The 25,722-nt window shown below is 71.9% G+C and carries 18 protein-coding genes; 16 read left to right on the top strand and 2 right to left on the bottom strand.

Going from position 1 to position 25,722, the window contains the following annotated elements; translation table 11 throughout:
• Nucleotides 1-9: 9 nt before the first annotated feature.
• The 14 genes from mreC to galE all read left to right on the top strand — a co-directional run bounded on the left by mreC (nucleotide 10) and on the right by galE (nucleotide 20,013).
• Nucleotides 10-960 (top strand): rod shape-determining protein MreC, encoded by a 951-nt coding sequence (mreC, locus tag OG553_RS22455; RefSeq protein ID WP_405980702.1) that lies wholly within the window; start codon nucleotides 10-12, stop codon nucleotides 958-960.
• A gap of 3 nt (nucleotides 961-963) precedes the next feature.
• Nucleotides 964-1,659 (top strand): rod shape-determining protein MreD, encoded by a 696-nt coding sequence (gene mreD / locus OG553_RS22460; RefSeq protein WP_405980703.1) that lies wholly within the window; start codon nucleotides 964-966, stop codon nucleotides 1,657-1,659.
• Between the two features lie 16 nt (nucleotides 1,660-1,675).
• The gene (mrdA, locus tag OG553_RS22465; protein ID WP_405980704.1) at nucleotides 1,676-3,838 is read left to right on the top strand and encodes a penicillin-binding protein 2; all 2,163 of its coding nucleotides are present in this window, start codon (nucleotides 1,676-1,678) and stop codon (nucleotides 3,836-3,838) included.
• Nucleotides 3,839-3,847: 9 nt separating this feature from the next.
• Nucleotides 3,848-5,047 (top strand): rod shape-determining protein RodA, encoded by a 1,200-nt coding sequence (rodA, locus tag OG553_RS22470; RefSeq protein WP_405983108.1) that lies wholly within the window; start codon nucleotides 3,848-3,850, stop codon nucleotides 5,045-5,047.
• 89 nt (nucleotides 5,048-5,136) lie between these two features.
• Complete coding sequence (locus OG553_RS22475; protein ID WP_405980705.1) at nucleotides 5,137-6,660, top strand: CHAD domain-containing protein; 1,524 nt, start codon at nucleotides 5,137-5,139, stop codon at nucleotides 6,658-6,660.
• 72 nt (nucleotides 6,661-6,732) lie between these two features.
• A complete protein-coding gene (locus OG553_RS22480; RefSeq protein WP_405980706.1) occupies nucleotides 6,733-8,676 on the top strand; it encodes a TIGR03960 family B12-binding radical SAM protein in 1,944 nt (647 codons plus the stop codon).
• Nucleotides 8,677-8,775: 99 nt separating this feature from the next.
• Complete coding sequence (locus tag OG553_RS22485; protein WP_405980707.1) at nucleotides 8,776-9,738, top strand: hypothetical protein; 963 nt, start codon at nucleotides 8,776-8,778, stop codon at nucleotides 9,736-9,738.
• Between the two features lie 109 nt (nucleotides 9,739-9,847).
• Nucleotides 9,848-10,627 (top strand): TIGR03936 family radical SAM-associated protein, encoded by a 780-nt coding sequence (locus tag OG553_RS22490; RefSeq protein ID WP_405980708.1) that lies wholly within the window; start codon nucleotides 9,848-9,850, stop codon nucleotides 10,625-10,627.
• A 234-nt stretch (nucleotides 10,628-10,861) separates the two neighbouring features.
• Nucleotides 10,862-14,791 carry a ribonuclease E/G gene (locus tag OG553_RS22495; RefSeq protein WP_405980709.1) on the top strand — a complete coding sequence of 1,310 codons (3,930 nt, stop codon included), beginning with the start codon at nucleotides 10,862-10,864 and terminating at the stop codon, nucleotides 14,789-14,791.
• Between the two features lie 280 nt (nucleotides 14,792-15,071).
• Complete coding sequence (rplU, locus tag OG553_RS22500) at nucleotides 15,072-15,392, top strand: 50S ribosomal protein L21 (RefSeq protein WP_007264039.1); 321 nt, start codon at nucleotides 15,072-15,074, stop codon at nucleotides 15,390-15,392.
• Nucleotides 15,393-15,405: 13 nt separating this feature from the next.
• Entirely contained in the window at nucleotides 15,406-15,660 is a 255-nt protein-coding gene (gene rpmA, locus OG553_RS22505) for a 50S ribosomal protein L27 (RefSeq protein WP_007264038.1), read from the top strand.
• Between the two features lie 170 nt (nucleotides 15,661-15,830).
• Nucleotides 15,831-17,276, top strand: a complete 1,446-nt coding sequence (gene obgE / locus OG553_RS22510) for a GTPase ObgE (RefSeq protein WP_405980710.1) — start codon at nucleotides 15,831-15,833, stop codon at nucleotides 17,274-17,276.
• 66 nt (nucleotides 17,277-17,342) lie between these two features.
• Nucleotides 17,343-18,980, top strand: a complete 1,638-nt coding sequence (locus OG553_RS22515; protein WP_405980711.1) for a glycosyltransferase family 2 protein — start codon at nucleotides 17,343-17,345, stop codon at nucleotides 18,978-18,980.
• 16 nt (nucleotides 18,981-18,996) lie between these two features.
• Complete coding sequence (gene galE, locus OG553_RS22520; RefSeq protein ID WP_405980712.1) at nucleotides 18,997-20,013, top strand: UDP-glucose 4-epimerase GalE; 1,017 nt, start codon at nucleotides 18,997-18,999, stop codon at nucleotides 20,011-20,013.
• 74 nt (nucleotides 20,014-20,087) lie between these two features.
• On the opposite strand, the gene OG553_RS22525 is transcribed toward galE, so the two are convergent.
• Together OG553_RS22525 and OG553_RS22530 are read right to left on the bottom strand one after the other, a co-directional pair.
• Complete coding sequence (locus OG553_RS22525) at nucleotides 20,088-21,269, bottom strand: glycosyltransferase (RefSeq protein ID WP_405980713.1); 1,182 nt, start codon at nucleotides 21,267-21,269, stop codon at nucleotides 20,088-20,090.
• Nucleotides 21,266-24,136: a CDP-glycerol glycerophosphotransferase family protein gene (locus OG553_RS22530; RefSeq protein WP_405980714.1), complete on the bottom strand. Its 2,871-nt coding sequence runs from the start codon at nucleotides 24,134-24,136 to the stop codon at nucleotides 21,266-21,268. Before OG553_RS22530 ends, OG553_RS22525 begins: the two co-directional genes overlap by 4 nt.
• Before the next feature lie 159 nt (nucleotides 24,137-24,295).
• Between OG553_RS22530 and OG553_RS22535 the strand changes: the two genes are divergently transcribed.
• Both OG553_RS22535 and OG553_RS22540 read left to right on the top strand, forming a co-directional pair.
• Complete coding sequence (locus OG553_RS22535) at nucleotides 24,296-25,276, top strand: glycosyltransferase family 2 protein (protein ID WP_405980715.1); 981 nt, start codon at nucleotides 24,296-24,298, stop codon at nucleotides 25,274-25,276.
• Nucleotides 25,276-25,722: a GtrA family protein gene (locus tag OG553_RS22540; RefSeq protein WP_405980716.1), complete on the top strand. Its 447-nt coding sequence runs from the start codon at nucleotides 25,276-25,278 to the stop codon at nucleotides 25,720-25,722. Before OG553_RS22535 ends, OG553_RS22540 begins: the two co-directional genes overlap by 1 nt.

Below are 25,722 nucleotides of genomic sequence, written 5' to 3' on the forward strand. Positions count from 1 at the left end.
CCGCCGCACGTGAGGGACACACGAGAGAGCCGGCTGCTCCTGGTGCTGCTGATCGCCATCGCGTTCGCATTGATCACGGTGGACATCAGAGCGGGCGAGGAGTCACCGGTCGACGGTGCCCGGGGGGCCGCCGCAGCGGTCTTCGGCCCGGTCGAGAAGGGCGTCGCGACCGCAGTGGACCCGGTTGCCAACGCCATAGGGGCCGTACGCGACTCCGACGAGCGCCACAACCGCATCACCCGGCTGGAGCGCGAGAACACCCTCCTGAAGACCAGGATGGGCAGCGACGAGCGGGCCAAGAGCCGCATCCGCGAACTCGACGAGATGCTCAAGCGGGCCGGCGCCGGACAGTACGGCATCAAGGGCGCCGAGGTCATCGCCATAGGAGCGGCCCAGGGCTTCTCCTGGACCGTCACCATCGACGCCGGCAGCAAGGACGGCATCGAACGCGACATGACCGTCCTCAACGGCGACGGACTCGTCGGCCGCGTCACCACCGTCGGCCCCGACACCTCCACCGTCCTCCTCGCCAACGACCCCGACTTCACCGTCGGCACCCGTCTGGAGGCCAGTGGCGAACTCGGTTTCGCCACCGGCCAGGGCGACCGCCCCCTCTCCGTCCAGATGCTCAACGGCCGCGCCAAGGTCGGCCCCGGCGACCGCCTGGTCACCTTCGGCTCCCGCGCCAACAAGCCCTTCGTGCCCGGAGTCCCGCTCGGCGAGGTCGTCCGCGTCGACCCCTCCAACGGCGGTCTCACCCGCACCATCCACGTCCGGCCCTTCGTCGGCTTCTCCCGGCTCGACATCGTCGGCGTGGTCGTCGTGCCGCCCCGCGAGGACCCGCGCGACACCGTCCTGCCCCCCAAGCCCGAACCCCCCAAGCCCACACCCACGGTCACCGTCACGGTCACGCCCACCCCGAGCGTCTCCGGCCGGCCCGCGGACGAGGAGGAACGCTGAGCCATGCGCTTCAACCGGATCCTGCTCTCCGCCACCCTCGTCGTGGTCGCCCTCGTCATCCAGGTCACCATCCTGGGCAGACTCCAGCTCCCCGGCGCGGTCCCCGACCTGATGCTGCTCACGGTCGTCGCCCTGGCCCTGGTGTACGGGCCCACCTCCGGCGCCCTCATCGGCTTCGGCGCCGGGCTCCTCGCCGACCTGGCCCCGCCCGCCGACCACGCCGCGGGCCGCTACGCCCTCGTGCTGTGCATCATCGGCTACCTCGTGGGCCTGGCCCGCCCCGACAACGGCCGGTTCCGCTCCGCCTGGGGCCCCATGCTGACCGTCCTCGCCGCCGCTGCCGGATCGATCATGCTGTACGTCGGGGTCGGCGCCCTGGTCGGCGACACCGCCGAACGCCACGTCGGCCTCGGCGGGCTGCTGTTCACCGCCGTCCTCTACGACCTCCTGCTCGCCCCCTTCACCGTGCCGTGGATCATGGCCCTGGCCCGCCGCGCCGAGAACGACCCGATGGCCGTCGAGGCCAACGGCGGACCGCCGCAGGGCGCCGACGTCTCCACCGGCTGGCTCGCCGGCGGCACCGGCCTCAGGATCGGCAGCCAGCGCGGCGGCCTGCGGCTGCGCACCGCCCGCGGCCGCGCCAACCGGGCCGTCCGGATAAAGGGCGTCAAGGGCGTGAAGAACGTCAAGAAGCTGTGACGGGGGAGCACCAGGCATGACCAACATTCCCGAGACCGGCCGCACCCCCCGGGTGCAGATCCGGCTCGTCATCATCCAGATCCTCGTCTTCTCCCTGCTCTTCACCCTCGGCGGCCGCCTCTGGTACCTCCAGATCCGCAACGGACACGAGTACGCCGACGAGGCCCGCAGCAACCACGTCCAGCGCGTGGTGCAGCCCGCCGTGCGCGGCGACATCCTCGACGCCCGCGGCGTCCCCCTCGCCGACAACGAGACCCGCCTCGTGGTCTCCGCCTCCCGCACCGAGCTGATGCGGATGAAGGACCGGGGCAAGGCCGTCCTGACCCGGCTCGCCGGAGTCCTCGACATGAAGCCGCAGGACGTCATGGACAAGATCCGGCTCTGCGACTCCCAGACCCCCAAGCCCTGCTGGAACGGCTCCCCCTACCAGCCGATCCCGGTCACCACCGAGGCCACCACCCAGCAGGCCCTCCAGATCCGCGAACGCCCCGAGGACTTCCCCGGCATCACCGCCGAGCCCACCGCCGTACGCCGCTACCCGGCCGTCGGCGGCGGCCGCGCCGCCCAGGTCCTCGGCTACCTCTCGCCCGTCACCGACGACGAGATCCAGAAGGCCAAGAACACCGACTCGCCCCACCTGCGCTCCGACCAGGTCGGCCGCTCCGGCATCGAGCGCACGTACGACAAGGAGCTGCGCGGCAAGGCCCAGGTGACCTCCTACGAGGTCGACAACCTCGGCCGCGTCATGGGCGAGACCAAGTCCGACCCCGGCATCGCCGGATCCACCCTGATCACCAGCATCGACGCCCGCGTCCAGGCAGTCGCCGAGTTCGAGCTCGCCGAGGCGATGAAGGTCGTCCGCAACGAGACCGACAACATCACCGGCCGCAAGTACGAGGCCGACTCCGGGGCCGTCGTCGTCATGGAGACCAAGACCGGCCGCGTCGTCGCCATGGCCTCCCAGCCCGACTACGACCCCAACGTCTGGGTCGGCGGGATCTCCGGCCAGGACTACGCGAAGTTCACCAGCAAGGACTCCAACTACCCCCTGCTCAACCGGGCCATCCAGGGCCAGGCCCCGGCCGGCTCCATCTTCAAGGTGGTCTCCGCCAGCGCCGCCGTCCGCGCCGGCTACGGCTTCGACGACAAGTACAACTGCAGCGCCTCCTACAACATGGGCGGCCGCAGCTTCGCGAACTTCGAGTCCAAGGGCCACGGCCCCATCACCCTCGGCGAAGCCCTCAAGTTCTCCTGCAACACCGTCTTCTACGCCCTCGGCCACAAGGAGTGGCAGCGCGACGGCGGCCTCGAACCGAAGAACCCGCACGACTGGTTCTACAAGACCGCCCGCGAGTTCGGACTCGGCTCCGAGACCCACATCGACCTGCCCAACGAGGTCTCAGGCCGCATCCCCGACCGGCACTGGAAGCAGAGCTTCTGGGAGGCCAACAAGGACTCCTGGTGCAAGCAGGGCAAGAAGGGCGGCACCTACGTCGAGCAGATCGCCTACGAGTCCTGCCTCGAAGGCAACCAGCTCAAGGCCTACGACAGCATCAACTTCGCCATCGGCCAGGGCGACGTCCTCGTCACCCCCATCCAGATGGCCACCGCCTACGCGGCCATCAGCAACGGCGGCACCCTCTACAACCCCACCGTCGGCAAGGCCGTCATCAGCCCCCAGGGCAAGGCCGAGGAGATCAGGCCCCAGGCCCACGGCAAGCTGCCCGTCGACGCCAAGACCATCGCCGACCTCGACAAGGGCCTGCGCATGGTCGTCGAACCCGGCGGCACCGCCGCCTGGCGGTTCATCGGCTGGCCCCTGGACAAGATCCCGCTCCGCGCCAAGACCGGTACCGCCCAGGTCTACGGCAAGCAGACCACCTCGTGGCTCGCGACCTACACCGACGACTTCACCATCGTGATGACGATCTCCCAGGGCGGCACCGGCTCCGGCGCCTCCGGCCCCGCCGTCCGCAACATCTACAACGCGATGTACGGGCTCACCATGGACGGCAAGGAGACCGGCAAGGCCCTCCTGCCCAGGCCGCAGGCGCAGCTGCCCACCGTCCACCCCGACGGCACCATCGACTCCCCGGAGATCAAGCCGTACGTGCCCCCGTCCCCGGAGGAGCTGGCGCCGCCCGCGCTCGCCGGCCCGCCACCCCTGCGGCATGACTGAGACGTGATGATGCAGACCGCCAACAACTTCTCCGTATCCCGGTACGCGCCCCAGAAGGGCACGCTCGCCCGGCTGACGGCCCGCGACTCGGTCCTGCGCCGGCTCGACTGGCCGATACTGCTGTCGGCGCTCGGCCTGTCCCTGATCGGCGCCCTGCTCGTCTGGTCCGCCACCCGCCACCGGGACACCCTCAACCAGGGCGACCCGCAGTACTTCCTCTGGCGCCACCTGCTCAACACCGGCATCGGCCTCGTACTGATGATCGGGACGGTCCTCCTCGGACACCGCAACCTGCGGGGCGCCGTCCCGGTCCTCTACGGACTCTCGCTCGTCCTCGTCACGGCCGTGCTCACCCCGCTCGGCGCCACCATCAACGGCGCCCACGCCTGGATCGTCATCGGCGGCGGCTTCTCGCTCCAGCCCTCGGAGTTCGTGAAGGTCACGATCATCCTGGTGATGGCGATGCTGTTGGCGGCCCGGGTCGACGCGGGCGACCTCGAACACCCCGAGCACCGCACCGTGGTCAAGGCCCTGTGCCTGGCCGCCGCACCCATGGGCATCGTCATGCTGATGCCCGACCTCGGATCCGTCATGGTGATGGTCGTCATCGTGCTCGGCGTGCTGCTGGCCTCCGGCGCCTCCAACCGCTGGGTCCTCGGCCTCATGGGCACCGGCGCGGCCGGAGCCGTCCTCATCTGGCAGCTCGGAGTCCTCGACCAGTACCAGATCAACCGCTTCGCCGCCTTCGCCAACCCCGAACTCGACCCCTCCGGCGCCGGCTACAACACCAACCAGGCCCGCATCGCCATCGGCGGCGGCGGCCTGACCGGCTCCGGCCTGTTCAAGGGCCCCCAGACCACCGGACAGTTCGTCCCCGAACAGCAGACCGACTTCGTGTTCACCGTCGCCGGCGAGGAACTCGGCTTCGTCGGCGGCATCCTGATCCTCGGCCTCCTCGGCGTCGTCCTCTGGCGCGCCTGCATGATCGCCCGCGCCACCACCGAGCTGTACGGCACCATCGTGGCCGCCGGGATCATCGCCTGGTTCGCCTTCCAGGCCTTCGAGAACATCGGAATGAACCTCGGCATCATGCCCGTGGCAGGCCTGCCGCTGCCCTTCGTCTCCTACGGAGGATCGTCGATGTTCGCCGTCTGGGTGGCCGTCGGACTACTCCAGTCGATCAAGGTCCAACGGCCCCTGTCGGCCTGAGGCACCCGGCGCGGGGGAGGCCTTCCGCCGGCTGCGCCGGACGCCGAGGCGGCCTCCCCCCGTCCGCCGATCGGGACTAGATTCGATCCATGGCGGACACGAAGCGCGAGATCGAGCGGAAATTCGAGTTCACTGAGCCCGAGGCGGAGCGGCGCGGAGTCCCGGACCTCACCGGCACGGCGGGCATCGCCGCCGTCGTAGACCGGGGCGTCGCCGACCTCGACGCCGTCTACTACGACACCCCCGACCAGCGGCTCGCCGCCGACGGCCTCACCCTGCGCCGCCGCACCGGCGGCCACGACGCCGGCTGGCACCTCAAACTCCCCGTCGCCCCCGGCATCCGCGACGAGGTCACCGCCGCCCTCGCGGACACCGTCCCCGGCCCGCTCGCCGCCCTCGTCCGCTCCCGCGTCCGCGACGCCCGCCTCGAACCGCAGGTCAGGCTGCTCTCCTCCCGCCGGATCAGCCACCTCCTCGACGCCGACGGCGCGCTCCTCGCCGAACTCAGCACCGACGCGGTCACCGCCGAACACGAGGACACCACCGCCACCTGGACCGAGGTCGAGGTAGAGCTCGCCGACGGCACCGACCCCGGCCTCCTCGACGCCGTCGAAAAAACCTTCCGGAAAGCCGGGCTCAAGGTCTCCGACTCCCCCTCCAAACTCGCCCGCGCCCTCGCCGAGACCGGCAACGAGCCCCCCGCCCGCCCCGCCCCCGACCCCGCAGCCGAGGGCAGCGCCGGCGCGCACGTCCTCGCGTACCTGCGCGAACAGGTCACCGCCCTGATCGCCCACGACCCCGCCGTCCGGCGCGACCAGCCCGACGCCGTCCACCAGATGCGGGTGGCCTCCCGCCGCCTGCGCAGCGCCTTCAAGACCTACCGCAAGGTCCTCGACCGCGAAATCACCGACCCCATCGGCGTAGAACTGCGCCGGCTCGGCACGGAACTCGGCGCCGACCGGGACCGGGAAGTCCTCCACGAACACCTCCGCACCGCCCTCGACGACCTCCCCCGCACCCTCCTCGCCGGACCCGTCCGCAAACGCCTGCGCACCTGGAACACCACCCGCCGCTCCGCGTCCCGCCGCCGCGCCCTCGCGACCCTCGACAGCCCGCGCCACCTCGCCCTCCTCGACAGCCTGGAAGCCCTGCTCGCCGACCCGCCCCTGCTGCCCGGCGCCGCGAAGCCCGCCCGCAAGGCCCTCCCCGAGGCCGTGCTCCGCGACTACCGCAGACTCGCCTCCCGCGTCGACCACGCCCTCTCCCTCGACCCGGGGCAGGAGGCCGACCACGCCCTGCACCAGGCCCGCAAGGCCGCCAAACGCGCCCGCTACGCCGCGGAGGCCGCCGAATCCGCGCTCGGGAAACCCGCCGCCAAGTTCGCCAAGGCCGTCAAGGCGGTCCAGAACCTGCTCGGCGAGCACCAGGACAGCGTGGTCGCCCGCACCGCCCTGCGTGACCTCGCCCACCAGGCCCACGCCGCCGGCGAGCCCTCCTTCACCTGGGGCCTGCTCCACGGCCGCGAGGAATCGCGGGCGGAACGCTGCGGACGCGACCTCCCCGCCACCTGGGCCGAAGCCACCGACCCCCGGCTGCGGGCCGCCCTGAAGTGATCATGTGGCAGGGGGGATCCGGCCCTCAAGGTACGCTTGAGAGTCGCCCCCTGCCCGCTTCACGAAAGTCGCGTGATGTCCGAGTCGGTCTTCCCACAGCTCGAAGCTCTGCTCCCGCATGTGCAGAAGCCCATCCAGTACGTCGGTGGTGAGCTCAACTCCACCGTGAAGCCGTGGGAGTCCTGTGACGTCCGCTGGGCGCTCATGTACCCGGACGCCTACGAGGTGGGCCTGCCCAACCAGGGCGTCATGATCCTCTACGAGGTGCTCAACGAGCGCGAGGGCGTCCTCGCCGAGCGCACGTACTCGGTGTGGCCCGACCTGGAAGCCCTGATGCGCGAGCACCAGGTGCCCCAGTTCACCGTGGACAGCCACCGCCCCGTCTCCGCCTTCGACGTGTTCGGCCTGTCCTTCTCCACGGAGCTGGGCTACACGAACATGCTCACGGCCCTGGACCTCGCCGGCATCCCGCTGGAGTCCAAGGACCGTACGGTCGACCACCCCATCGTGCTCGCGGGCGGCCACGCGGCCTTCAACCCCGAGCCGATCGCGGACTTCATCGACTGCGCGGTCATCGGCGACGGCGAGCAGGCCGTCCTCGACATGACCGAGATCATCCGCACCTGGAAGGCCGAGGGCCGCCCGGGCGGACGCGAAGAGGTCCTGCTGCGCCTCGCGAAGACCGGCAACGTCTACGTGCCGGGCTTCTACGACGTCGAGTACCTGGAGGACGGCCGCATCGGCCGTGTCGTCCCGAACCGCTCCGGCGTTCCGTGGCGCGTCTCCAAGCACACCGTCATGGACCTCGACGAGTGGCCCTACCCCAAGCAGCCCCTGGTCCCGCTCGCCGAGACCGTCCACGAGCGCATGTCCGTGGAGATCTTCCGCGGCTGCACCCGCGGATGCCGTTTCTGCCAGGCCGGCATGATCACGCGCCCCGTGCGGGAGCGAAGCATCACCGGCATCGGCGAAATGGTCGAGAAGGGCCTCAAGGCGACGGGCTTCGAGGAGGTCGGCCTCCTCTCCCTGTCCTCCGCGGACCACACGGAGATCGCCGACATCGCCAAGGGCCTCGCCGACCGCTACTCGGACGACAAGGTGGGCCTGTCCCTCCCGTCGACCCGCGTGGACGCGTTCAACGTGGACCTGGCGAACGAGCTCACCCGCAACGGCCGCCGGTCCGGTCTGACCTTCGCCCCCGAGGGCGGCTCCGAGCGCATGCGCAAGGTCATCAACAAGATGGTCTCGGAAGAGGACCTGATCCGCACCGTCGCCACCGCGTACGGCAACGGCTGGCGCCAGGTGAAGCTGTACTTCATGTGCGGCCTGCCGACCGAGACCGACGAGGACGTCCTCCAGATCGGTGACATGGCGGTCAACGTCATCGCCAAGGGCCGCGAGGTCTCCGGCCAGAACGACATCCGTTGCACGGTGTCCATCGGCGGGTTCGTGCCCAAGCCGCACACCCCCTTCCAGTGGGCCCCGCAGCTGTCGGCCGAGGAGACGGACGCCCGGCTCGGCAAGCTCCGCGACAAGATCCGCGGCGACAAGAAGTACGGCCGCTCCATCGGCTTCCGCTACCACGACGGCAAGCCGGGCATCGTCGAGGGCCTCCTCTCGCGCGGCGACCGCCGCATCGGCGACGTCATCCGCGCCGTCTACGAGGACGGCGGCCGCTTCGACGGCTGGCGCGAGCACTTCTCGTACGACCGCTGGATGCAGGCGGCGGAGAAGACCCTGCCGGCGTACGGCGTGGACGTGGCCTGGTACACGACCCGCGAGCGCACGTACGAGGAGGTCCTGCCCTGGGACCACCTGGACTCGGGCCTGGACAAGGACTGGCTCTGGGAGGACTGGCAGGACGCCCTCGACGAGACCGAGGTCGAGGACTGCCGCTGGACGCCGTGCTTCGATTGTGGGGTGTGCCCGCAGATGCAGACCAGTATTCAAATCGGACCAACGGGTCAGAAGCTCCTCCCGCTGAGTGTGGTGGGCGGCGCCTCCCCGAAGGCGTGACGTGACGTCCGATGTCCCCTTGCCGCCCGGCAGGGGGACATCGGCGTTCCCGGGGCCGCCCGGCGCAACGGAAGGCCCGGTTCTGGTGTCCTTAGCGGCATGCAGATGGAGAAGGCGCAGGCCGCGCCGGGTGGGGGCGGGTGTCTGACCGGGGTGGTCAGGGTGCCCGTGAAGATCGTCGCCGTGCTCGTGGTGTTGCCCGTGCGGGCCCTGTGGGACCTGCTGGTGGCGGGGGCGCGGGCCGCCCGGAGGCACGTGCTGGCGCCGCTCGGGAAAGCCGCAGGGTGGGTGGTCCTCCAGGTGTGGCTCTACGTGCTGCGGCCGTTGGGGCTCGTTCTCTTCTACTGGCCCTGGGTGGGGCTGTGGCGGTACCTCGTCGTGCCCGTCGCCACCGTGCTGTACCGGTACCTGCTGCGGCCTCTCGGGCTGGGGACCGCCTGGCTGTGCGTGGCCCTCGGGCGGTACGTGCTGGTGCCGGCCGGGACCGGGATCGCGTGGCTGCTGCGGCACGTGGTGGTGCTGCCGACGGGGTGGCTGTACCGGGCGGTGCTGACGCCGGTCGGGCACGGACTGCGGTGGCTGGTGCGCGGGCTCTGCCTGGTGGTTTTCGTGTGGCCCTGGGTGGGGCTGTGGCGGTATCTGCTCGTACCGGCCGGGCGCGGGCTGGCCTGGGCGGGGCGGTACGTGCTGCTGCCGCCGCTCTCCCTGCTGTACCGGTACGTTCTCCTGCCGCTCGGGGAGCTCCTCGTCAGCGCCTGGCACGTCGCCGGCCGCATCACCCGCTTCCTCGGCCGCGGCCTGCGCCGGCTGTGGCGCGCCTGGGTCGCCCGGCCGGCCGCGTGGGTCTACCGGCAGGTGGCCACACCCGTCGGCCACACCGTTCGCGAGGTGTGGCGCACCGCCCGCGCGGCGGTCCGCGAGGCGCGGGCCGAGGTGCGCCGCATGCTGTTCGGGGGGCCGGCGGGGGAACCGGCGAGGTCACGGGCGCGTACTCTGGGTAGTACGACGGCCGCCGACGCGGCACCCGCTCCCGAGACCTCCCCGCGCAGACGGCGGGGGTGAGCCGGACGGGTCGACAGACCTCAGGGCGGCGCGCGAGCCGCGACGCCCCGCACAAGGAGAAGAACCACTGGGCAAGCGACAGCCCGAAGGCCCGCCTCCCGCACCGGTGGTGCAGCGCATCCGACTGCGCTACACCAAGCGTGGCCGCCTCCGGTTCACCAGCCACCGAGACTTCCAGCGCGCCTTCGAACGCGCCCTGCGCCGTGCCGAGGTGCCCATGGCGTACTCGGCGGGCTTCACACCGCACCCCCGCGTCTCGTACGCGAACGCCGCTCCCACCGGGACCGGCAGCGAGGCCGAGTACCTGGAGATCGGCCTCGCCCAGCACCGCGACCCCGAGAAGCTCCGCGAGCTGCTCGACGAGTCCATGCCGGTCGGCCTCGACATCGTCGACGCCGTCGAGGCCCGGACCTCCGGGCTCGCGGACCGGCTGACCGCCTCCGTCTGGGAGCTGCGCCTGGAGGGCGTGGAGCCCGCCGAGGCCGCGCGGGCGGTCGAGGCCTTCCTCGCCGCCGAGACCGTCGAGGTGCAGCGCCGGACCAAGAACGGCATCCGGACCTTCGACACGCGCGGCGCCGTCGTCAGTCTCGAAGCCCTTCCTGCCCAGGTTGATAGGTCGCTGGACAATGCCTGTGCGATACTGCGGCTGGTTGTTCGGCATTTGACACCTGCCGTGCGACCCGACGACGTCCTGTCCGGTCTCCAAGCTGTGGCCGACCTGGCGCCGCCGGTCCCCGCAGCGGTGACCAGGCTGGCGCAGGGGCTCTTCGACGAGGAGTCCGGCACGGTGACCGACCCGCTCGCGCCCGACCGCGAGGCTGTCACGGCCGCCCCACCCACGGCCGCCGTGAACGCCGACGCGAAGGCGCCGGAAGGTCCCGCCGCGTAAGGACCGTCGTCGTCGCGCCGCCCTGGAACTCGGGAGCCACCTGGGTCGGGCAGCGCACTGACCTGAAGACTTCCGCCAGGCCGTACGGACAACACGTACGGAACCGGCGGCCATGGACTACAGCTCCCGTGTGGCGAACGCGCCCCGGAGGCCGGCTCCGCGCCCATCGCGCGGGGCCGTGCCGGACCGGATGTCAGCCGCGGCGCCCGGGAGCGTGACGGGAGAACCGCCCGCATGCTCAACAACGAAAACGAGAACACCCCCGCCGCCGACAGTGGCAGCCCCAGCGACAACCTGCCCCCGCGCAGGCGTCGCCGCGCCGCTTCCCGGCCGGCCGGCCCGCCCGGCGGCGTCGTCGAGACGCCCGTGGAGGCCGCGCCCGCCGCCCCCGCGCCGGTCGTCGAGGAGGCTCCGGCCGCTCCGGCGCCGCGTGCCCGTCGCCGTGCGACCCGTGCCGTCACCGCTCCGGCCGTCGTGGCCGAGGCCGCCGAGGGCGTGGTGGAGTCCGCGCCCGCCGCCGCCCCCGCGGACGCGCCGGTCGTCGATGAGGCTCCGGCCGCTCCGGCGCCGCGCACCCGCCGCCGTGCCACCCGTGCCGCCACCGCTCCGGCCGCCGAGGCCGAGGCCGTCGCCGAGGCCGCTCCGGCCCCCGCGGCCGAGGAGGAGGCTCCGGCCGCTCCCGCCCCGCGTGCCCGCCGTCGCGCCACCCGCGCCGCCACCGCCCCCGTCGCCGTCGAGGCCGCCCCGGTCGTGGAGGCCGCTCCGGCCCCCGTCGTCGAGGAGGAGGCTGCGGCCGCTCCGGCGCCGCGTGCCCGTCGCCGTGCGACCCGTGCCGTCGCCGCTCCGGCCGCCGTGGCCGAGGCCGCTCCGGTCGTGGAGGAAGAGGAAGAGGCCCGGGAAGAGGTCCAGGCCGTCGTGGAGGAGGCCCCCAAGGCAGCCACCCGCGCCGTGACCGTCGCCGACGCCGTGGACGCCCCCAAGCGCGGCCGCCGCCGCGCCACCCGTGGCTCCGCCACCGCCGCTCCCGCCGCCGCGCAGCCCGCGCCCGCCGCCGAGCCGGAGGCCGCCGCCGCTCCGAACCGCGCCGCCCGCCGGGCCGCGCGTCCCGCCGTGGCCGTCTTCCAGGCCCCGGTGTTCGCCGAGCCGATGTTCCAGACCCCGGAGACCGCGGCCATGGCCGCCGCGGCCGCTGCCGCCGCCGCTTCGGAGGAGGAGGCCGAGGAGGAGGAGACCGAGGCCGCCGCCGAGGTCCAGGCCCCCGCCGCCCAGCCGGCCGGCCGTCGCCGCCGCCGTCGCGGTGCCGCCGAGCCCGTGGCCCCGGCCGAGCCGGAGCTCGTGGAGGAGGAGCCGGAGGCCGAGGCCGACGGGTTCGACGAGGACGAGGCCGACGAGTCGGGCGAGCGCCCCTCGCGCCGCCGCCGTCGTGGTGGCCGTCGCCGCCGCCGCGGTGAGGCCTCCGACCTGGACGAGTCCGCGTACGAGGAGACCGAGGGCGAGGCCGCCGCGCAGGAGGCCGAGCCGCAGGACGCCGACCAGGAGGAAGAGGACGAGGACGCCGATGAGGCCCTCGGTTCCACCTCCAGCCGTCGTCGCCGCCGTCGTCGCCGCCGCAGCGGTGACGGTGCCGTCGAGGTCGAGGCGGGCGAGGAGGACGGTGTCCGCACCGTGCTCAAGGTCCGCGAGCCGCGCCCGGCGCGCGAGAAGGCCGAGCCCTCCGACGAGGTGCAGTCCATCAAGGGCTCGACCCGTCTGGAGGCGAAGAAGCAGCGCCGTCGCGAGGGCCGCGAGCAGGGCCGCCGCCGCGTGCCGATCATCACCGAGGCCGAGTTCCTGGCGCGCCGCGAGGCCGTCGAGCGCGTGATGGTCGTCCGCCAGTCCGGCGAGCGCACCCAGATCGGCGTCCTCGAGGACAACGTGCTCGTCGAGCACTACGTCAACAAGGAAGAGGCCACCTCGTACGTCGGCAACGTCTACCTGGGCAAGGTCCAGAACGTGCTGCCGTCGATGGAGGCCGCCTTCATCGACATCGGCAAGGGCCGCAACGCAGTCCTGTACGCCGGTGAGGTCAACTTCGAGGCGCTCGGCATGGCCAACGGGCCGCGCCGCATCGAGTCCGCCCTCAAGTCCGGCCAGTCGGTCCTGGTGCAGGTCACCAAGGACCCGATCGGCCACAAGGGCGCCCGCCTGACCTCGCAGGTCTCGCTGCCCGGCCGCTACCTGGTCTACGTGCCCGAGGGCTCGATGACCGGCATCAGCCGCAAGCTGCCCGACACCGAGCGCGCGCGTCTGAAGACCATCCTCAAGAAGATCGTCCCCGAGGACGCGGGCGTCATCGTGCGCACCGCCGCCGAGGGTGCGAGCGAGGACGAGCTGCGCCGCGACGTCGAGCGTCTGCAGGCGCAGTGGGAGGACATCCAGAAGAAGTCGAAGCAGATCACGACCTCGTCGCCGAGCCTGCTGTACGGCGAGCCGGACATGACGGTCCGCGTCGTGCGCGACATCTTCAACGAAGACTTCTCCAAGGTCATCATCAGCGGTGACCAGGCGTGGGAGACCATCCACGGCTACGTGTCCCACGTGGCCCCGGACCTGGCCGACCGGCTGTCCCGCTGGACCTCCGAGGTCGACGTCTTCGCGACGTACCGGATCGACGAGCAGCTCGCCAAGGCGCTCGACCGCAAGGTGTGGCTGCCCTCGGGCGGTTCCCTCGTGATCGACAAGACCGAGGCGATGATCGTCATCGACGTCAACACCGGCAAGTTCACCGGTCAGGGCGGCAACCTCGAGGAGACCGTCACCAGGAACAACCTGGAGGCGGCCGAGGAGATCGTGCGCCAGCTGCGGCTGCGCGACCTGGGCGGCATCGTCGTCATCGACTTCATCGACATGGTCCTGGAGTCCAACCGCGACCTGGTGCTGCGGCGCATGCTGGAGTGCCTGGGCCGGGACCGGACGAAGCACCAGGTGGCCGAGGTCACCTCGCTGGGCCTGGTCCAGATGACCCGCAAGCGGGTGGGCCAGGGTCTGCTGGAGTCCTTCTCCGAGACCTGCGTCCACTGCAACGGCCGCGGTGTGATCGTGCACATGGAGACCCCGACCTCGGTCGGTGGCGGTGGCAACGGCAAGCGCGCCAAGCGCCGCGGTGGCCGCGCCGTGGAGCACGAGCACGAGCACGAGCACGGCCTGGAGACGGTCGAGACCGTCGACGCCGAGGTGCTGGAGGCCGAGACCGAGGCCGAGGTGGCCGCGGAGCTCGCCGCGCCGCGCGCCCTTCCGGAGCCGGCGTTCGTGCCGGACGAGGAGCTGTACAGCAGCCCGGCCGAGGCCGAGGCCGCCGCGGGCATCAGCGGGCGCCGCAACCGTCGTCGCGCCACCCGCAAGGCGACCGCTCCGGCGGGCGCCCCGCGCGGTGCGGAGCGGTTCGCCGCGCCGGCGCCGGCGGCCCCCGCGCCGGTGGCCCCGGTGGTGGAGGCCGAGCCGGTCACCGAGCCCGCGGACACGGTGCTGGAGCCGGCCGTCGAGTTCGTCGCCGAGGCCGCCCCGGCCGTGGAGACCGCCGAGGCCGCCCCGGCCGCGCCGGTGGACGAGGCCGCGCCGAAGGGCCGTACCCGTCGCCGGGCGACCCGCAAGGCGACCGCCCCGGAGCCGGAGCCGGTCGTGGCCCCGGAGCCCGTGGTCGTGGCCGAGCCGGAGCCGGTCGTGGAGGCCGTCGCCGAGCCGGTGGCGGTGCCCGTGGCCGAGGAGCCGGTCGCCCTGCCCGAGCCCGTCGCCCCGGCCGCCGAGCCCGTCGTGGAGGCCGCCCCGGCCCGCCCGCGCCGTCGCGCCGTGCGCAAGGCCACCGCGCCCGCGGGTGCGGCGGAGGCCGCCGTCGTGGTCGTCGAGGCCCCGGCAGCCGAGCCCGTCGCGGAGGCCGTCCCGGCCGAGGCACCGGCCGCCGAGGCCGATGCCGAGGCTCCGGCTCCCGCCAAGAAGGCCACCCGCAAGGCTCCGGCCAAGAAGGCGGCCACCACGGCGAAGAAGGCCCCGGCCAAGAAGGCGGCGGCCGCCAAGAAGACCGTCGCGAAGAAGGCGACGGCCAAGAAGACCACGGCGAAGCGGGCCACGAAGAAGACCGCGGCGGCGGAGCAGAGCGCTCCGTCCGTCACGGCTCCGACCGAGGCCTGACCCGTTCCGTGACCGTGGACCCCGCCTCCGGGCGGGGTCCACGGTGGCACGGGGCCCGGTTTGACCCTCCGGAATCAGCCCCGTAACCTAGACCGTCGGCGTGTCTTGAACGGTTGACCGTTCAGCGTGCGTCGCGCTCCTGAGCACCTTCCTCCCGCGGGTCCGCGCAAGCGGCCGGGTCACGGGAGAGGCCGCTCGTCCAATCCGGATCACCGTGGGCCCAGGCCCGTGTGAGCGGCTGGCTTCAGGAGCATCCGTCCCGAGTGAGAGAGAGATCCGCGTGTACGCCATCGTGCGCAGCGGTGGTCGCCAGCACAAGGTTGCTGTCGGCGACATCGTTGAGGTTGACAAGATTTCCACTGCCAAGGCTGGCGACACGGTCGAGCTCTCGACCCTGCTCGTTGTCGACGGCGACGCCGTGACCAGCGACCCGTGGGTGCTGGCCGGGATCAAGGTCACGGCCGAGGTCGTGGACCACACCAAGGGCGCCAAGATCGACATCCTGCGCTACAAGAACAAGACCGGCTACCGCCGTCGCCAGGGTCACCGTCAGCAGTACACGGCGATCAAGGTCACCGGTATCCCCACGGCTGCGAAGTAAGAGGGACTGAGACATGGCACACAAGAAGGGCGCATCGTCCACCCGGAACGGGCGCGATTCCAATGCTCAGCGGCTCGGCGTGAAGCGCTTCGGCGGTCAGGTCGTCTCCGCCGGCGAGATCCTCGTCCGCCAGCGCGGCACCCACTTCCACCCGGGTGCGGGTGTCGGTCGCGGTGGCGACGACACGCTGTTCGCGCTGCTGCCGGGTGCGGTGCAGTTCGGTACGCACCGTGGCCGCAAGGTCGTCAACATCGTTCCGGCCGCCTGATCCAGCTCCTGCTGAATCACAAGCGTTCGTAACACCCCGAGGGCGGATCTCAGCTCTTCCCGGCACGCGCCGGGAAGAGAGGTCCGCCCTCGGCGCGTTGTCACATAGACACGTTTAATGGGCAGCAAGGTCTGCCCGGGACATTCCCGTATGTATCTGGAGGAACACCCATGACCACCTTCGTGGACCGCGTCGAGCTGCACGTCGCCGCGGGTAACGGGGGCCACGGCTGCGCCTCCGTACACCGGGAGAAGTTCAAGCCGCTCGGCGGCCCCGACGGCGGCAACGGCGGCCGCGGCGGTGACGTGATCCTGGTGGTGGAGCAGGCGATCACCACCCTGCTGGACTATCACCACAGCCCGCACCGCAAGGCCACCAACGGCAAGCCCGGCGAGGGCGGCAACCGCTCCGGCAAGGACGGCCAGGACCTGGTCCTGCCCGTGCCGGACGGCACCGTCGTCCTCGACAAGCAGGGCAACGTCCTCGCCGACCTCGTCGGCCAGGGCACCACGTACGTCGCCGCCGAGGGCGGCCGCGGCGGCCTCGGCAACGCCGCGCTCTCCTCCGCCCGCCGCAAGGCGCCCGGCTTCGCCCTCCTCGGCGTCCCCGGTGACAGCGGCGACATCGTCCTGGAGCTGAAGACCGTCGCCGACGTGGCGCTGGTCGGCTTCCCGAGCGCCGGCAAGTCCTCGCTGATCTCGGTGCTCTCCGCCGCCAAGCCGAAGATCGCGGACTACCCCTTCACCACCCTCGTCCCGAACCTGGGCGTGGTCACCGCCGGCTCGACCGTCTACACCATCGCCGACGTCCCGGGCCTGATCCCGGGCGCCAGCCAGGGCAAGGGCCTCGGCCTGGAGTTCCTGCGCCACGTCGAGCGCTGCTCCGTCCTCGTGCACGTGCTGGACACGGCGACCCTGGAGACCGACCGCGACCCCGTGGCCGACCTCGACGTCATCGAGGAAGAGCTCAAGATCTACGGCGGCGGCCTGGAGAAGCGTCCGCGCCTCGTCGTCCTGAACAAGGTCGACATCCCCGACGGCCAGGACCTCGCGGACATGGTCCGCCCGGACCTGGAGGCCCGCGGCTACAAGGTCTTCGAGGTCTCCGCGGTCGCCCGTACGGGTCTGAAGGAGCTCTCCTACTTCCTCGCCGAGGTCGTCGCCAAGGCGCGCGCCCGCAAGCCCAAGCAGGAGGCGACCCGCATCGTCATCCGCCCGAAGGCCGTGGACGACGCCGGCTTCACCGTCGCCTACGACGAGGTCGAGGACGTGTACCGGGTGCGCGGCGAGAAGCCGGAGCGCTGGGTCCGCCAGACCGACTTCAACAACGACGAGGCCGTCGGCTACCTCGCCGACCGGCTCAACCGCCTCGGTGTCGAGGAAGCGCTGAAGAAGGCCGGTGCCAAGGCGGGCGACGGCGTCGCGATCGGTTCCGAGGAGAACGCGGTCGTGTTCGACTGGGAGCCGACCGTGATGGCCGGTGCCGAGATGCTGGGCCGCCGCGGTGAGGACCACCGCCTGGACGCTCCGCGTCCGGCGACCCAGCGCCGCAACGAGAAGGAAGCCCGGCGCGGCGACTCCGCCCAGAAGGAGTACGACGAGTTCCGCCCCTTCTGACCGGGCGGGGGCGGCGGAGGGCCGGCTTTGAAGTCGGCTTTACGCCGTTCGCCTAGGATCCTGCGGGTGAGCAGCAGCCATTCCAGCAGTGACACCGCCGCGGGCCCCTCGGTCTCGGTGGTGGTGATCGCGTACAACGACGCCGGGCTCGTGGGCGAGGCCGTCTCCTCGGCCCTCGCCCAGGGCCCGGTGGTCGCCGAGGTCATCGCCGTGAACGACGCCTCCTCGGACGGGACCGCCGGCGTGCTGGACGAGCTGGCGGCGGCACACCCGCGCCTGCGGGTCCTGCACCGCGCGGAGAACAGCGGCGGCTGCGGTACCCCGCGCAACGACGGGATCGCCGCCGCGACCTCCCCGTACGTCCTCTTCCTCGACAGCGACGACGTACTGCCGCCGGGCGCCGCCGAGGCGCTGGTGCGGGCGGCCGAGGAGCACCGGGCCCCCGTCACCGTCGGCGCGTGCGTGCGCCGCGAGCTTCCCGAGGGCCGCGAGGTGCCCTGGATGCCCGGCCTGTACACGCCGGGCGACGTCATCGAGCGGCCCGCCGACCGGCCCGAGCTGGTCCGCGACACCCTCTGCGTCAACAAGCTGTACGACCGCTCCTTCCTGGAGAAGCACGGGATCCGCTTCCCCGACGGCCGGTTCGTGTACGAGGACTTCGTCTTCACCTCCCGCGTCCTGGCCGCCGGGCCCCGGATCGCCGTCGTCGGCGACCTCGTCTACGTGTGGCACGTGCGCCGCAGCGCCGCCCAGGTGTCGATCTCCCTGGACCGCAAGGACGTCGGCAACTGGCGTTCCCGCGTCGAGGCCCACCGCACCGCCTCCCGCACCCTCGCCGCCGCCTCCCCGGAGCTGGGCCGCGCCTGCCAGGTGAAGTTCCTCGACTACGACCTGCGGATGTACCTGCGCGAGCTGGGCGGGGACCCCGGGTACCGGGCCGACTGGTGGGCGCTGACCCGCGAGTACCTGGCCGGCTTCGACCCCGCCGACACCGCCGCCGCGCCCGCCCGCGCCCGCTGGGCCGCCGGGGTGCTGGCCGCCGCCGAGACCCCGCCCGGGGACGTGGAGCGGCTGATGCGGTTCGCCGCCGAGCCGGCCCGGCTGCTGCCCCCGTACGCCCGTGACGCGGCCGGGGCGCCGGTGTGGAGCGCCGAGCTGCCGGTGCCGCTGGACGGGCTCGACGCCCTGCCGGTGGCGGAGCTGCCGGTCACCGTCGACGCGGGGCCCGCCGGGCCGGGGGCCCTGCGGCTCCGGGTGCGCGACCTGTACGGGCGGCTCGCCGGGGCCGGTCCGCAGACCGTCCAGCTGAGCTTCCCGCCCCGCGCCGGGGGCGATCCCGTCCTGCTGCGGCCCGTGGAGCTGCGGGCCGCCGCCGACGGGGACGGGTGGACCGCCGAGGTGCCGTTCCGGCCGGCCGCGCTGGCCGCCGAGGGGCGCCGGCGGGGGCTGCGCGGGATGCAGGCGTGGGACGTCCGGGTGGGCGTGCGCTGCGCCGACGGGAGCTCCCTGCACACCTCCCTGCGCCCCCTGGGCGGTCTGCTCCGCCGCCGGGCCCTGCCCAGCAGCCGGTACGGTGTTCTGCTGGCGCAGCCCTACCGCACGGCCGCCGGAGCGCTGGCCGTGCGCCTCGCGCCCGGTGCCGGGGGCGCGCTGACCTTCGTACGCAACCGCCTCGACCGCGCCCGCACGCGCCGGTCACGCTAGAGCTCGGGAGATACGCATGACATTTCTGATCACCGGTGGCGCCGGATACATCGGCGCGCACGTCGTCCGGGCGATGCTGCTCGCGGGTGAGGAGGTCGTGGTCTTCGACGACCTCTCCACGGGCCGGGAGGACCGCGTGCCGGAGGGCGTCCCGCTGGTGACGGCCTCGGTGCTGGACCGCCTCGCCCTGGACGAGGCCATCCGCGAACACAGGATCACCGGCGTGGTGCACCTGGCGGGCAAGAAGCAGGTCGGCGAGTCCGTCGAGAAGCCGCTGTACTACTACCGCGAGAACGTGCAGGGCCTCACGGTGCTGCTGGAGGCCGTGGCGGCGGCGGGCATCCGCAACTTCCTGTTCTCCTCCTCCGCCTCCGTGTACGGCATGCCGGACGTGGACTCCGTCACCGAGGAGACCCCGTGCAGGCCGCTGAGCCCGTACGGCGAGACCAAGCTGGCCGGCGAGTGGCTGGTCCGCGCGGCCGGCAAGGCGCACGGGATCTCCACCGCCTGCCTGCGCTACTTCAACGTGGCCGGCGCGGCCGCTCCCGAGCTCGCGGACACCGGGGTCTTCAACCTGGTCCCGATGGTCTTCGAGCGCTACGACGCCGGCGAGGGCGCCCGGATCTTCGGCGACGACTACCCGACCCCGGACGGCACCTGCATCCGCGACTACATCCACGTGGAGGACCTCGCGGACGCCCACGTGGTGGCGGCCCGCAGGCTCGCCGAGTGGGGTGCGGCCGGGGACCACAAGGACCTCACCGTCAACATCGGCCGCGGTGAGGGCGTCTCCGTCAAGGAGATGGTCGAGCTGCTGAACGCGGGCACCGGGCACACCTACGCGCCGGTCGTCACCCCGCGCCGCCCCGGCGACCCGGCGAAGGTCGTGGCCTCGGCCGACCGGATCGCCGCCGAGCTGGGCTGGAAGGCCCGCCACGACGTCCGCGAGATGATCACCTCGGCGTGGGCCGGCTGGGAGGCCAACCGCACGGCCGGCCACGGGGACCACCACCGCGACGTCCACAAGGTCTGAGTCACCCCGTAACGAGAGAGCCGCCCGCCCCGGACCGAGTCCGGGGCGGGCGGCTCTTCGTGTGCGGGGGCGGGTCAGCGCTCCAGGAAGGCGAACAGCTCTTCCCACCGGTCGGTGATCTCCGCGGGGGAGTAGCGCCGCACGTGGCGGAACGCCTCGTCGCCGAGCGCCTCCCGGGTCTCCCGGTCCGACATCAGGGTGTCCAGGTGCCCGGCCAGCTCCATCGTGTTGCCCAGGCGGGCCAGCAGCCCGTCCTCGCCGTGCCGCACGATCTCGCGGACGCCCGGCGCGCAGTCGAACGCGGCCACGGGAAGGCCCGCAGCCATCGCCTCCAGCAGGGTGATCGGGAAGCCCTCGGCCCGGGAGGCCTGGGCGAAGACGGACGCCCCGCGCAGCGCGCCCAGCACGTCGGCGGTGCTGCCCATCCACTCCACGGAGTCGTCCAGGCCCAGCGAGGTGCAGTGCGCCCGCAGCTTCGCCTCCTCGGTGCCCGCGCCGTAGATCCGCAGGGTCCAGTCGGGGTGGTGCGGGGCCGCGTCCGCCCACGCGTCGAGCAGCAGGTCCACGCCCTTCTCGAAGGCGAGGCGGCCGACGCTCGCGACGACCTTCTCGGTGCGCGGGGCGGGGGAGTCCGGCATGAACGGCAGAGGGTTCGGCATGCTGGCGACGTTCTCCATGCCGGCCCGGATCCACAGGTCCGCGTCCTCCGGGGTGAGGACCAGCAGCCGGTCCACCTCGGGGTAGAAGCGGCGGACCCGCGCGCCCCGGGTGGACGTCTGGCTGGCCTCGAAGGACTCGTGGCTCATGCCGATGACCGACAGCCCCTTGGTGTCGGCGAGGGACACCCACTCCATCGCCCACACCTGGGTGACGATGACGACGGCACCGGGCCCGGCCGCCCGGAACAGCTCGTTCAGCTTCTCCGCCTTGGCCCGCATGCCCGCCCGGCGGGCCGCCTGGCGGCGCCGCTCCGGGGCGTTGAGGCGGCCCTTGATGCCGCGCAGCCGGCGGGCCTTCGGCGGGTGGGTGTCGTACAGGGTGGTCATCCCGTACGGGAGGGCGTCCGGCAGCCGCTGGCGGATCTCCTCGGCGACGGGCGCGATGCCGACGATGTGCACCCGGTGGCCCCGGTCGGTGAAGAGCCGGGCCATCTGGTGCGACCAGGTGGTCACGCCGCCGAGCTCGTCCACGCTGTTGGAGACGATGAAGACGTCGCGGCCGCCCTGCGCCGCGAGCTCCTGGGGCTGCTGGCTCACTTGCCGCTCCTGGTGAAGAACTTCTCGACGATCCGGCGCGCGGCGTCCCCGCGGTCGTACTCGCCGAACTCGGCGAGGAAGCGCTGGCGGGCCTCCGCGTACTTGGCGTCGGCCTCGTCGAAGGCGGCGACGGCCTGCATCAGCTCGTCGGCCGTGGCCACGACCGGGCCGGGCGCCTTGTCCTTCAGGTCGAAGTAGGTGCCGCGGATGTCGGTGGAGTACTTCTCGTAGTCGTACGCGAAGAACAGCATCGGCCGGTCCAGCACCGCGTAGTCGAACATCACGGACGAGTAGTCGGTGATCAGCCCGTCGGCGAGCGCCAGCAGCGGGGTGATGTCGTGGTGCCGGGACACGTCCAGCACCCGGCCGGCCACCGACGGCGGCAGCGAGACGCTGTTGAGGTAGTGGGTGCGCACCAGCAGCGTGAAGCGGTCGCCGAGCCGGTCGGCGAACTCCTCCACGTCGAAGGGGAACGCGAAGCCCTCCACCGTGCCGTCCGCGCTCGCCCGGAAGGTCGGCGCGTACAGCAGCACCCGCTTGTCCGGGTCGATGCCCAGCTCGGCGGCGAGCGGGCCGCGCACGCGCTCCCCGCTCTGCGTCTCCGCGCGGTGCGCCTCGACCAGGGCGTCGTTGCGCGGGTAGCCGGTGCGCAGCAGCACCTCGTCGCGCAGCCGGAAGCCCTTGGCGAGGGTGCGCACGTCGTGCTCGGAGCGGATCAGGAAGTGGTCGAAGCGGTCGACGGCCTTCTGGAAACGGTCCTGCGCGGGCTTGCCCTGAGCCTTGGTGCGGGGCTCGTGGAAGCCCATCCGCTTGAGCGCGGAGCCGTGCCAGGTCTGGATGTACGTGGTCCCGGGGCGCTTGGTCAGCGCCAGCGGGAAGCCCTGGTTGTCGACCCAGTACTCGGCCTGGGCCAGCGCCCGCAGGTACTGCCAGCTCCAGCGCTTGACCAGGGTGGCCTGCTCGGGGAAGCCGGTGGGCTTGGCGCCGGCGTAGGACCAGATCGCCTCGAAGGGGGCGCCCTGGCGGACCAGCTCCTCGTAGATCGCCTTGGGGCTGTCGCTGTACTGCTTGCCCATGTGGCTCTCGAAGACGACCGTGCCCTTCTTGACCGGCAGCTTCGAGAAGACCTCGTGGTAGACCTTCACCTTCTGCTCGCCCGAGCCGATGTTGCGGCGGGCCTTCAGGGCCCGGCGCAGGCTGCGCTTGACCAGGCCTGCGGCCCTGCCGTGCATGGCGCTGCCGAGCAGCGACTGGGTGCGCACGGCCGCGGCGCCCTCGGCGGCAAGGACGTAGGAGAGGTTGCCCTTCTTGGTGACCTCGGGCTCGAAGCGGTCGGAGACCAGCCGGGTCAGGCGCGGGCGGACCCGCAGGCGGGCCGCCGACTCCAGGTCGACGCCGCCGACCGAGACGCGGGTGGTGAGCTTGTCGCCGCCGGCCGTCAGCTTCAGGCGCACGTCCCAGACGGCGTCGATGATGCCGAGGGGGCGGACGGTGCCGCCGATGTCGGCGGTGGCGTTCCACTCGATCGTGCTACCGGCGTGGCGCACGGTTGCCACCGGGAAGCTGAAGGAGCGCACGCCGATCTGCCGGCGGGCCCGGAACTCCAGGGAGGCCTTCAGCTCGGCGTCCTCGGCGATGCGGCCCAGTGGGTTCACGACGGAGCCGGACAGGGTGACGGTGCCGCGTCCGTCGTCCTCGTACGAGGTCAGGCGGTTGCCCAGGACCAGGGAGGACAGCGGGGTCGTGTGGAAGCCCTGGCCGGTGACGTCCAGTATCCGGCGGCCCTCGGCGTCGTCGAGGTGCTCGGCGCACCAGTAGACGCGGCCGTCGCGCTCGGCCAGCGGGGAGGACAGCCGGCCCTTGTTGGTCATCGCGTCGGCGGCCGGGAGGAGGTTCTTCCAGTCCTCCTTGCCGAGCAGGTAGGCGCAGATGGCCTGGAGGTAGGTGACGTTCTCGTACGCGGCCGGGTCGATGCCGGCGAGGTAGCCGTTGGCGAGCCGGGCGAACTCCTGGCGGTACGCGTCGCCCAGCAGCGGCAGGTCGCGCAGGTGCAGCACGAGGTCGTGCTTGAGGAACTTGGCGTCCTTCGCGGTCTTGATCGCCGTGTGGCCCTTGGCCGCGAGCAGCTCGTCGACCCGGCGGTGGATCTCCATCCGGTGGACGAAGTTCGCGATCTCGTGGCGCCGGTTGCTGATCGACTTGGCGGCGGCCTTCTCGACCACGTTCCAGTAGTAGACGTGGTTCGGGATCAGCGTGATGCGGCGGGCGGCGACGTACGCCTGCGCCGAGAACAGCAGGTCCTCGTAGTGGATGCCGACCGGGAACTCCAGGCCCTGCTCCAGCAGGAACGCGCGCCGGTAGCACTTGTTCGTGGAGAGGGTGTCGTAGACCAGTAGGTCCGGGTACTCGGTGATCGACTCCAGCGTGCGGGTGCGGGAGTAGATCCACGGGTACCACTCGGTGGTCTTGCCCCACCGGTTGTCCAGGTGCACGCGTACGCACATGCCCGAGACCAGGTCGGACCCGGTGCTCTCGGCGGCCGCCAGCATGTTCCGGCAGGCGTTGCGCTCCAGGACGTCGTCGCTGTCCAGGAACATGACGTAGGTGCCGGTGGCCTGCTTGATGCCGTGGTTGCGCGGGGCGCCGCAGCCCCCGCTGTTCTCGGGCAGCTGGAAGGCGCGCACCCGCCCCGGGTTCGCCGCTTCCAGCTCCCGGGCGACCGCGTGGGAACGGTCCTTGCTGCAGTCGTCCACGATCACGACTTCGACCCCGTGCAGGGTCTGGTCCAAAACCGACTGGACGGCCGCCGGCAGACGCTCTGCGTCGTTGTAGACGATGACGACCACGGAGACGTCAGGCACGTGCACCTCGATCCCTTCGTTCCATTCCGCTTATTCAGTCAAAGCTACCGTGTGCCGCACGCGACTCGGGCAGGCCGGCCACCGGCGTGCATACTTCTAAGGAAGAGGTGAGTGGCGGGTCCGGTCGCCGACAATCACCCGTTAGGACGCCAGCAGGAAGTGCTCATGACCAAGCTGTCGGTAGTTGTCCCCTGTTACAACGAAGAAGCCGTCATCGACCGGTTCGACACCGAGATCCGCAAGGTGCTGGACGCCCTGCCGGTCGAGTACGAGGTCTGCTACGTCGACGACGGCAGCCGCGACGGGACCCTGGGCAAGCTCCGCAAGATCGCCGCCGAGCACGGGGAGCGGACCCGCTACGTCTCCTTCAGCCGGAACTTCGGCAAGGAGGCCGGCATGCTCGCCGGGCTCCGCGAGGCCACCGGCGACGCCGTGGTCATCATGGACGCCGACCTCCAGCACCCGCCGGAGCTGATCGCCACCATGCTGGAGCACTACCGGCAGGGCCACGACCAGATCATCGCCCGGCGCACCCGCGAGGGCGACAAGAAGGTCCGCTCCGCGCTCAGCCGCCTCTACTACCGCGGGGTCAACCGCTGGGTCGACGTGGAGCTCACCGACGGGGTCGGCGACTTCCGCATGCTCTCGCGGCCCGCCGTCGACGCCCTGCTCGCGCTCCCCGAGTACAACCGCTTCTCCAAGGGGCTGTTCTCCTGGATCGGCTTCGACACCGTCCACTTCGACTACCAGAACGCCCAGCGCGAGGCGGGCGAGACCAAGTGGAAGTTCGGGTCCCTGCTGAACTACGGCATGGACGGACTGATCTCCTTCAACAACAAGCCGCTGCGCCTCGGCATCTGGCTCGGCGTGTCGCTGGTCGCGCTGACCGGCCTGTACGCGCTGTGGATCATCGTCGAGGCGATCACCAACGGCATCGAATCGCCCGGTTACGTCACGCTCGTCGCGTTGATCGCCGGCATCGGCGGCATGCAGATGATCATGCTGGGTCTGATCGGCGAGTACATCGGCCGCATCTACTACGAGACCAAGCGCCGCCCGCACTTCCTGGTCAAGGAGGCCCACGGCGCCGACGCCGAGCGGATGCCCGGCATCTCCGAAGCCGTGATCGCGGAGCGCAGCCGCTGATGACCGGGCACAGCCGGCGCGACCAGCTCGGCCAGATCTTCCGGTTCGCCCTGGTGGGCGGCGTGAACACCGGCACCTTCTTCGGCATCTACCTGCTGCTGCACCCGTGGATGCCCTACTTCGCCGCGTACACGCTCGCCTTCGTGCTGTCGATGATCGGGTCGTTCTTCATGAACACCTACTTCACCTACCGCACCCGGCCCACCTGGAAGAAGTTCCTCCTCTTCCCGCTGACGAACGTCACCAACTACGTCATCCAGTCCGCCGGGCTCTACGCCCTGGTCACCTGGGCCGGGATGGACACCCGGATCGCACCGCTGGTCGCCGCCGTCGTCGCCATCCCCTTCACCTTCCTGCTCTCCCGCAAGATCCTCATCCCCGGCACCGGAGCCGCCGCGGCCGTGGCCGGGGACCCGGCGCCCGCCCGCTCCTCGTCCACGGTCTGA

Source organism: Streptomyces sp. NBC_00158, from assembly GCF_045160885.1.
Lineage (GTDB): Bacteria > Actinomycetota > Actinomycetes > Streptomycetales > Streptomycetaceae > Streptomyces.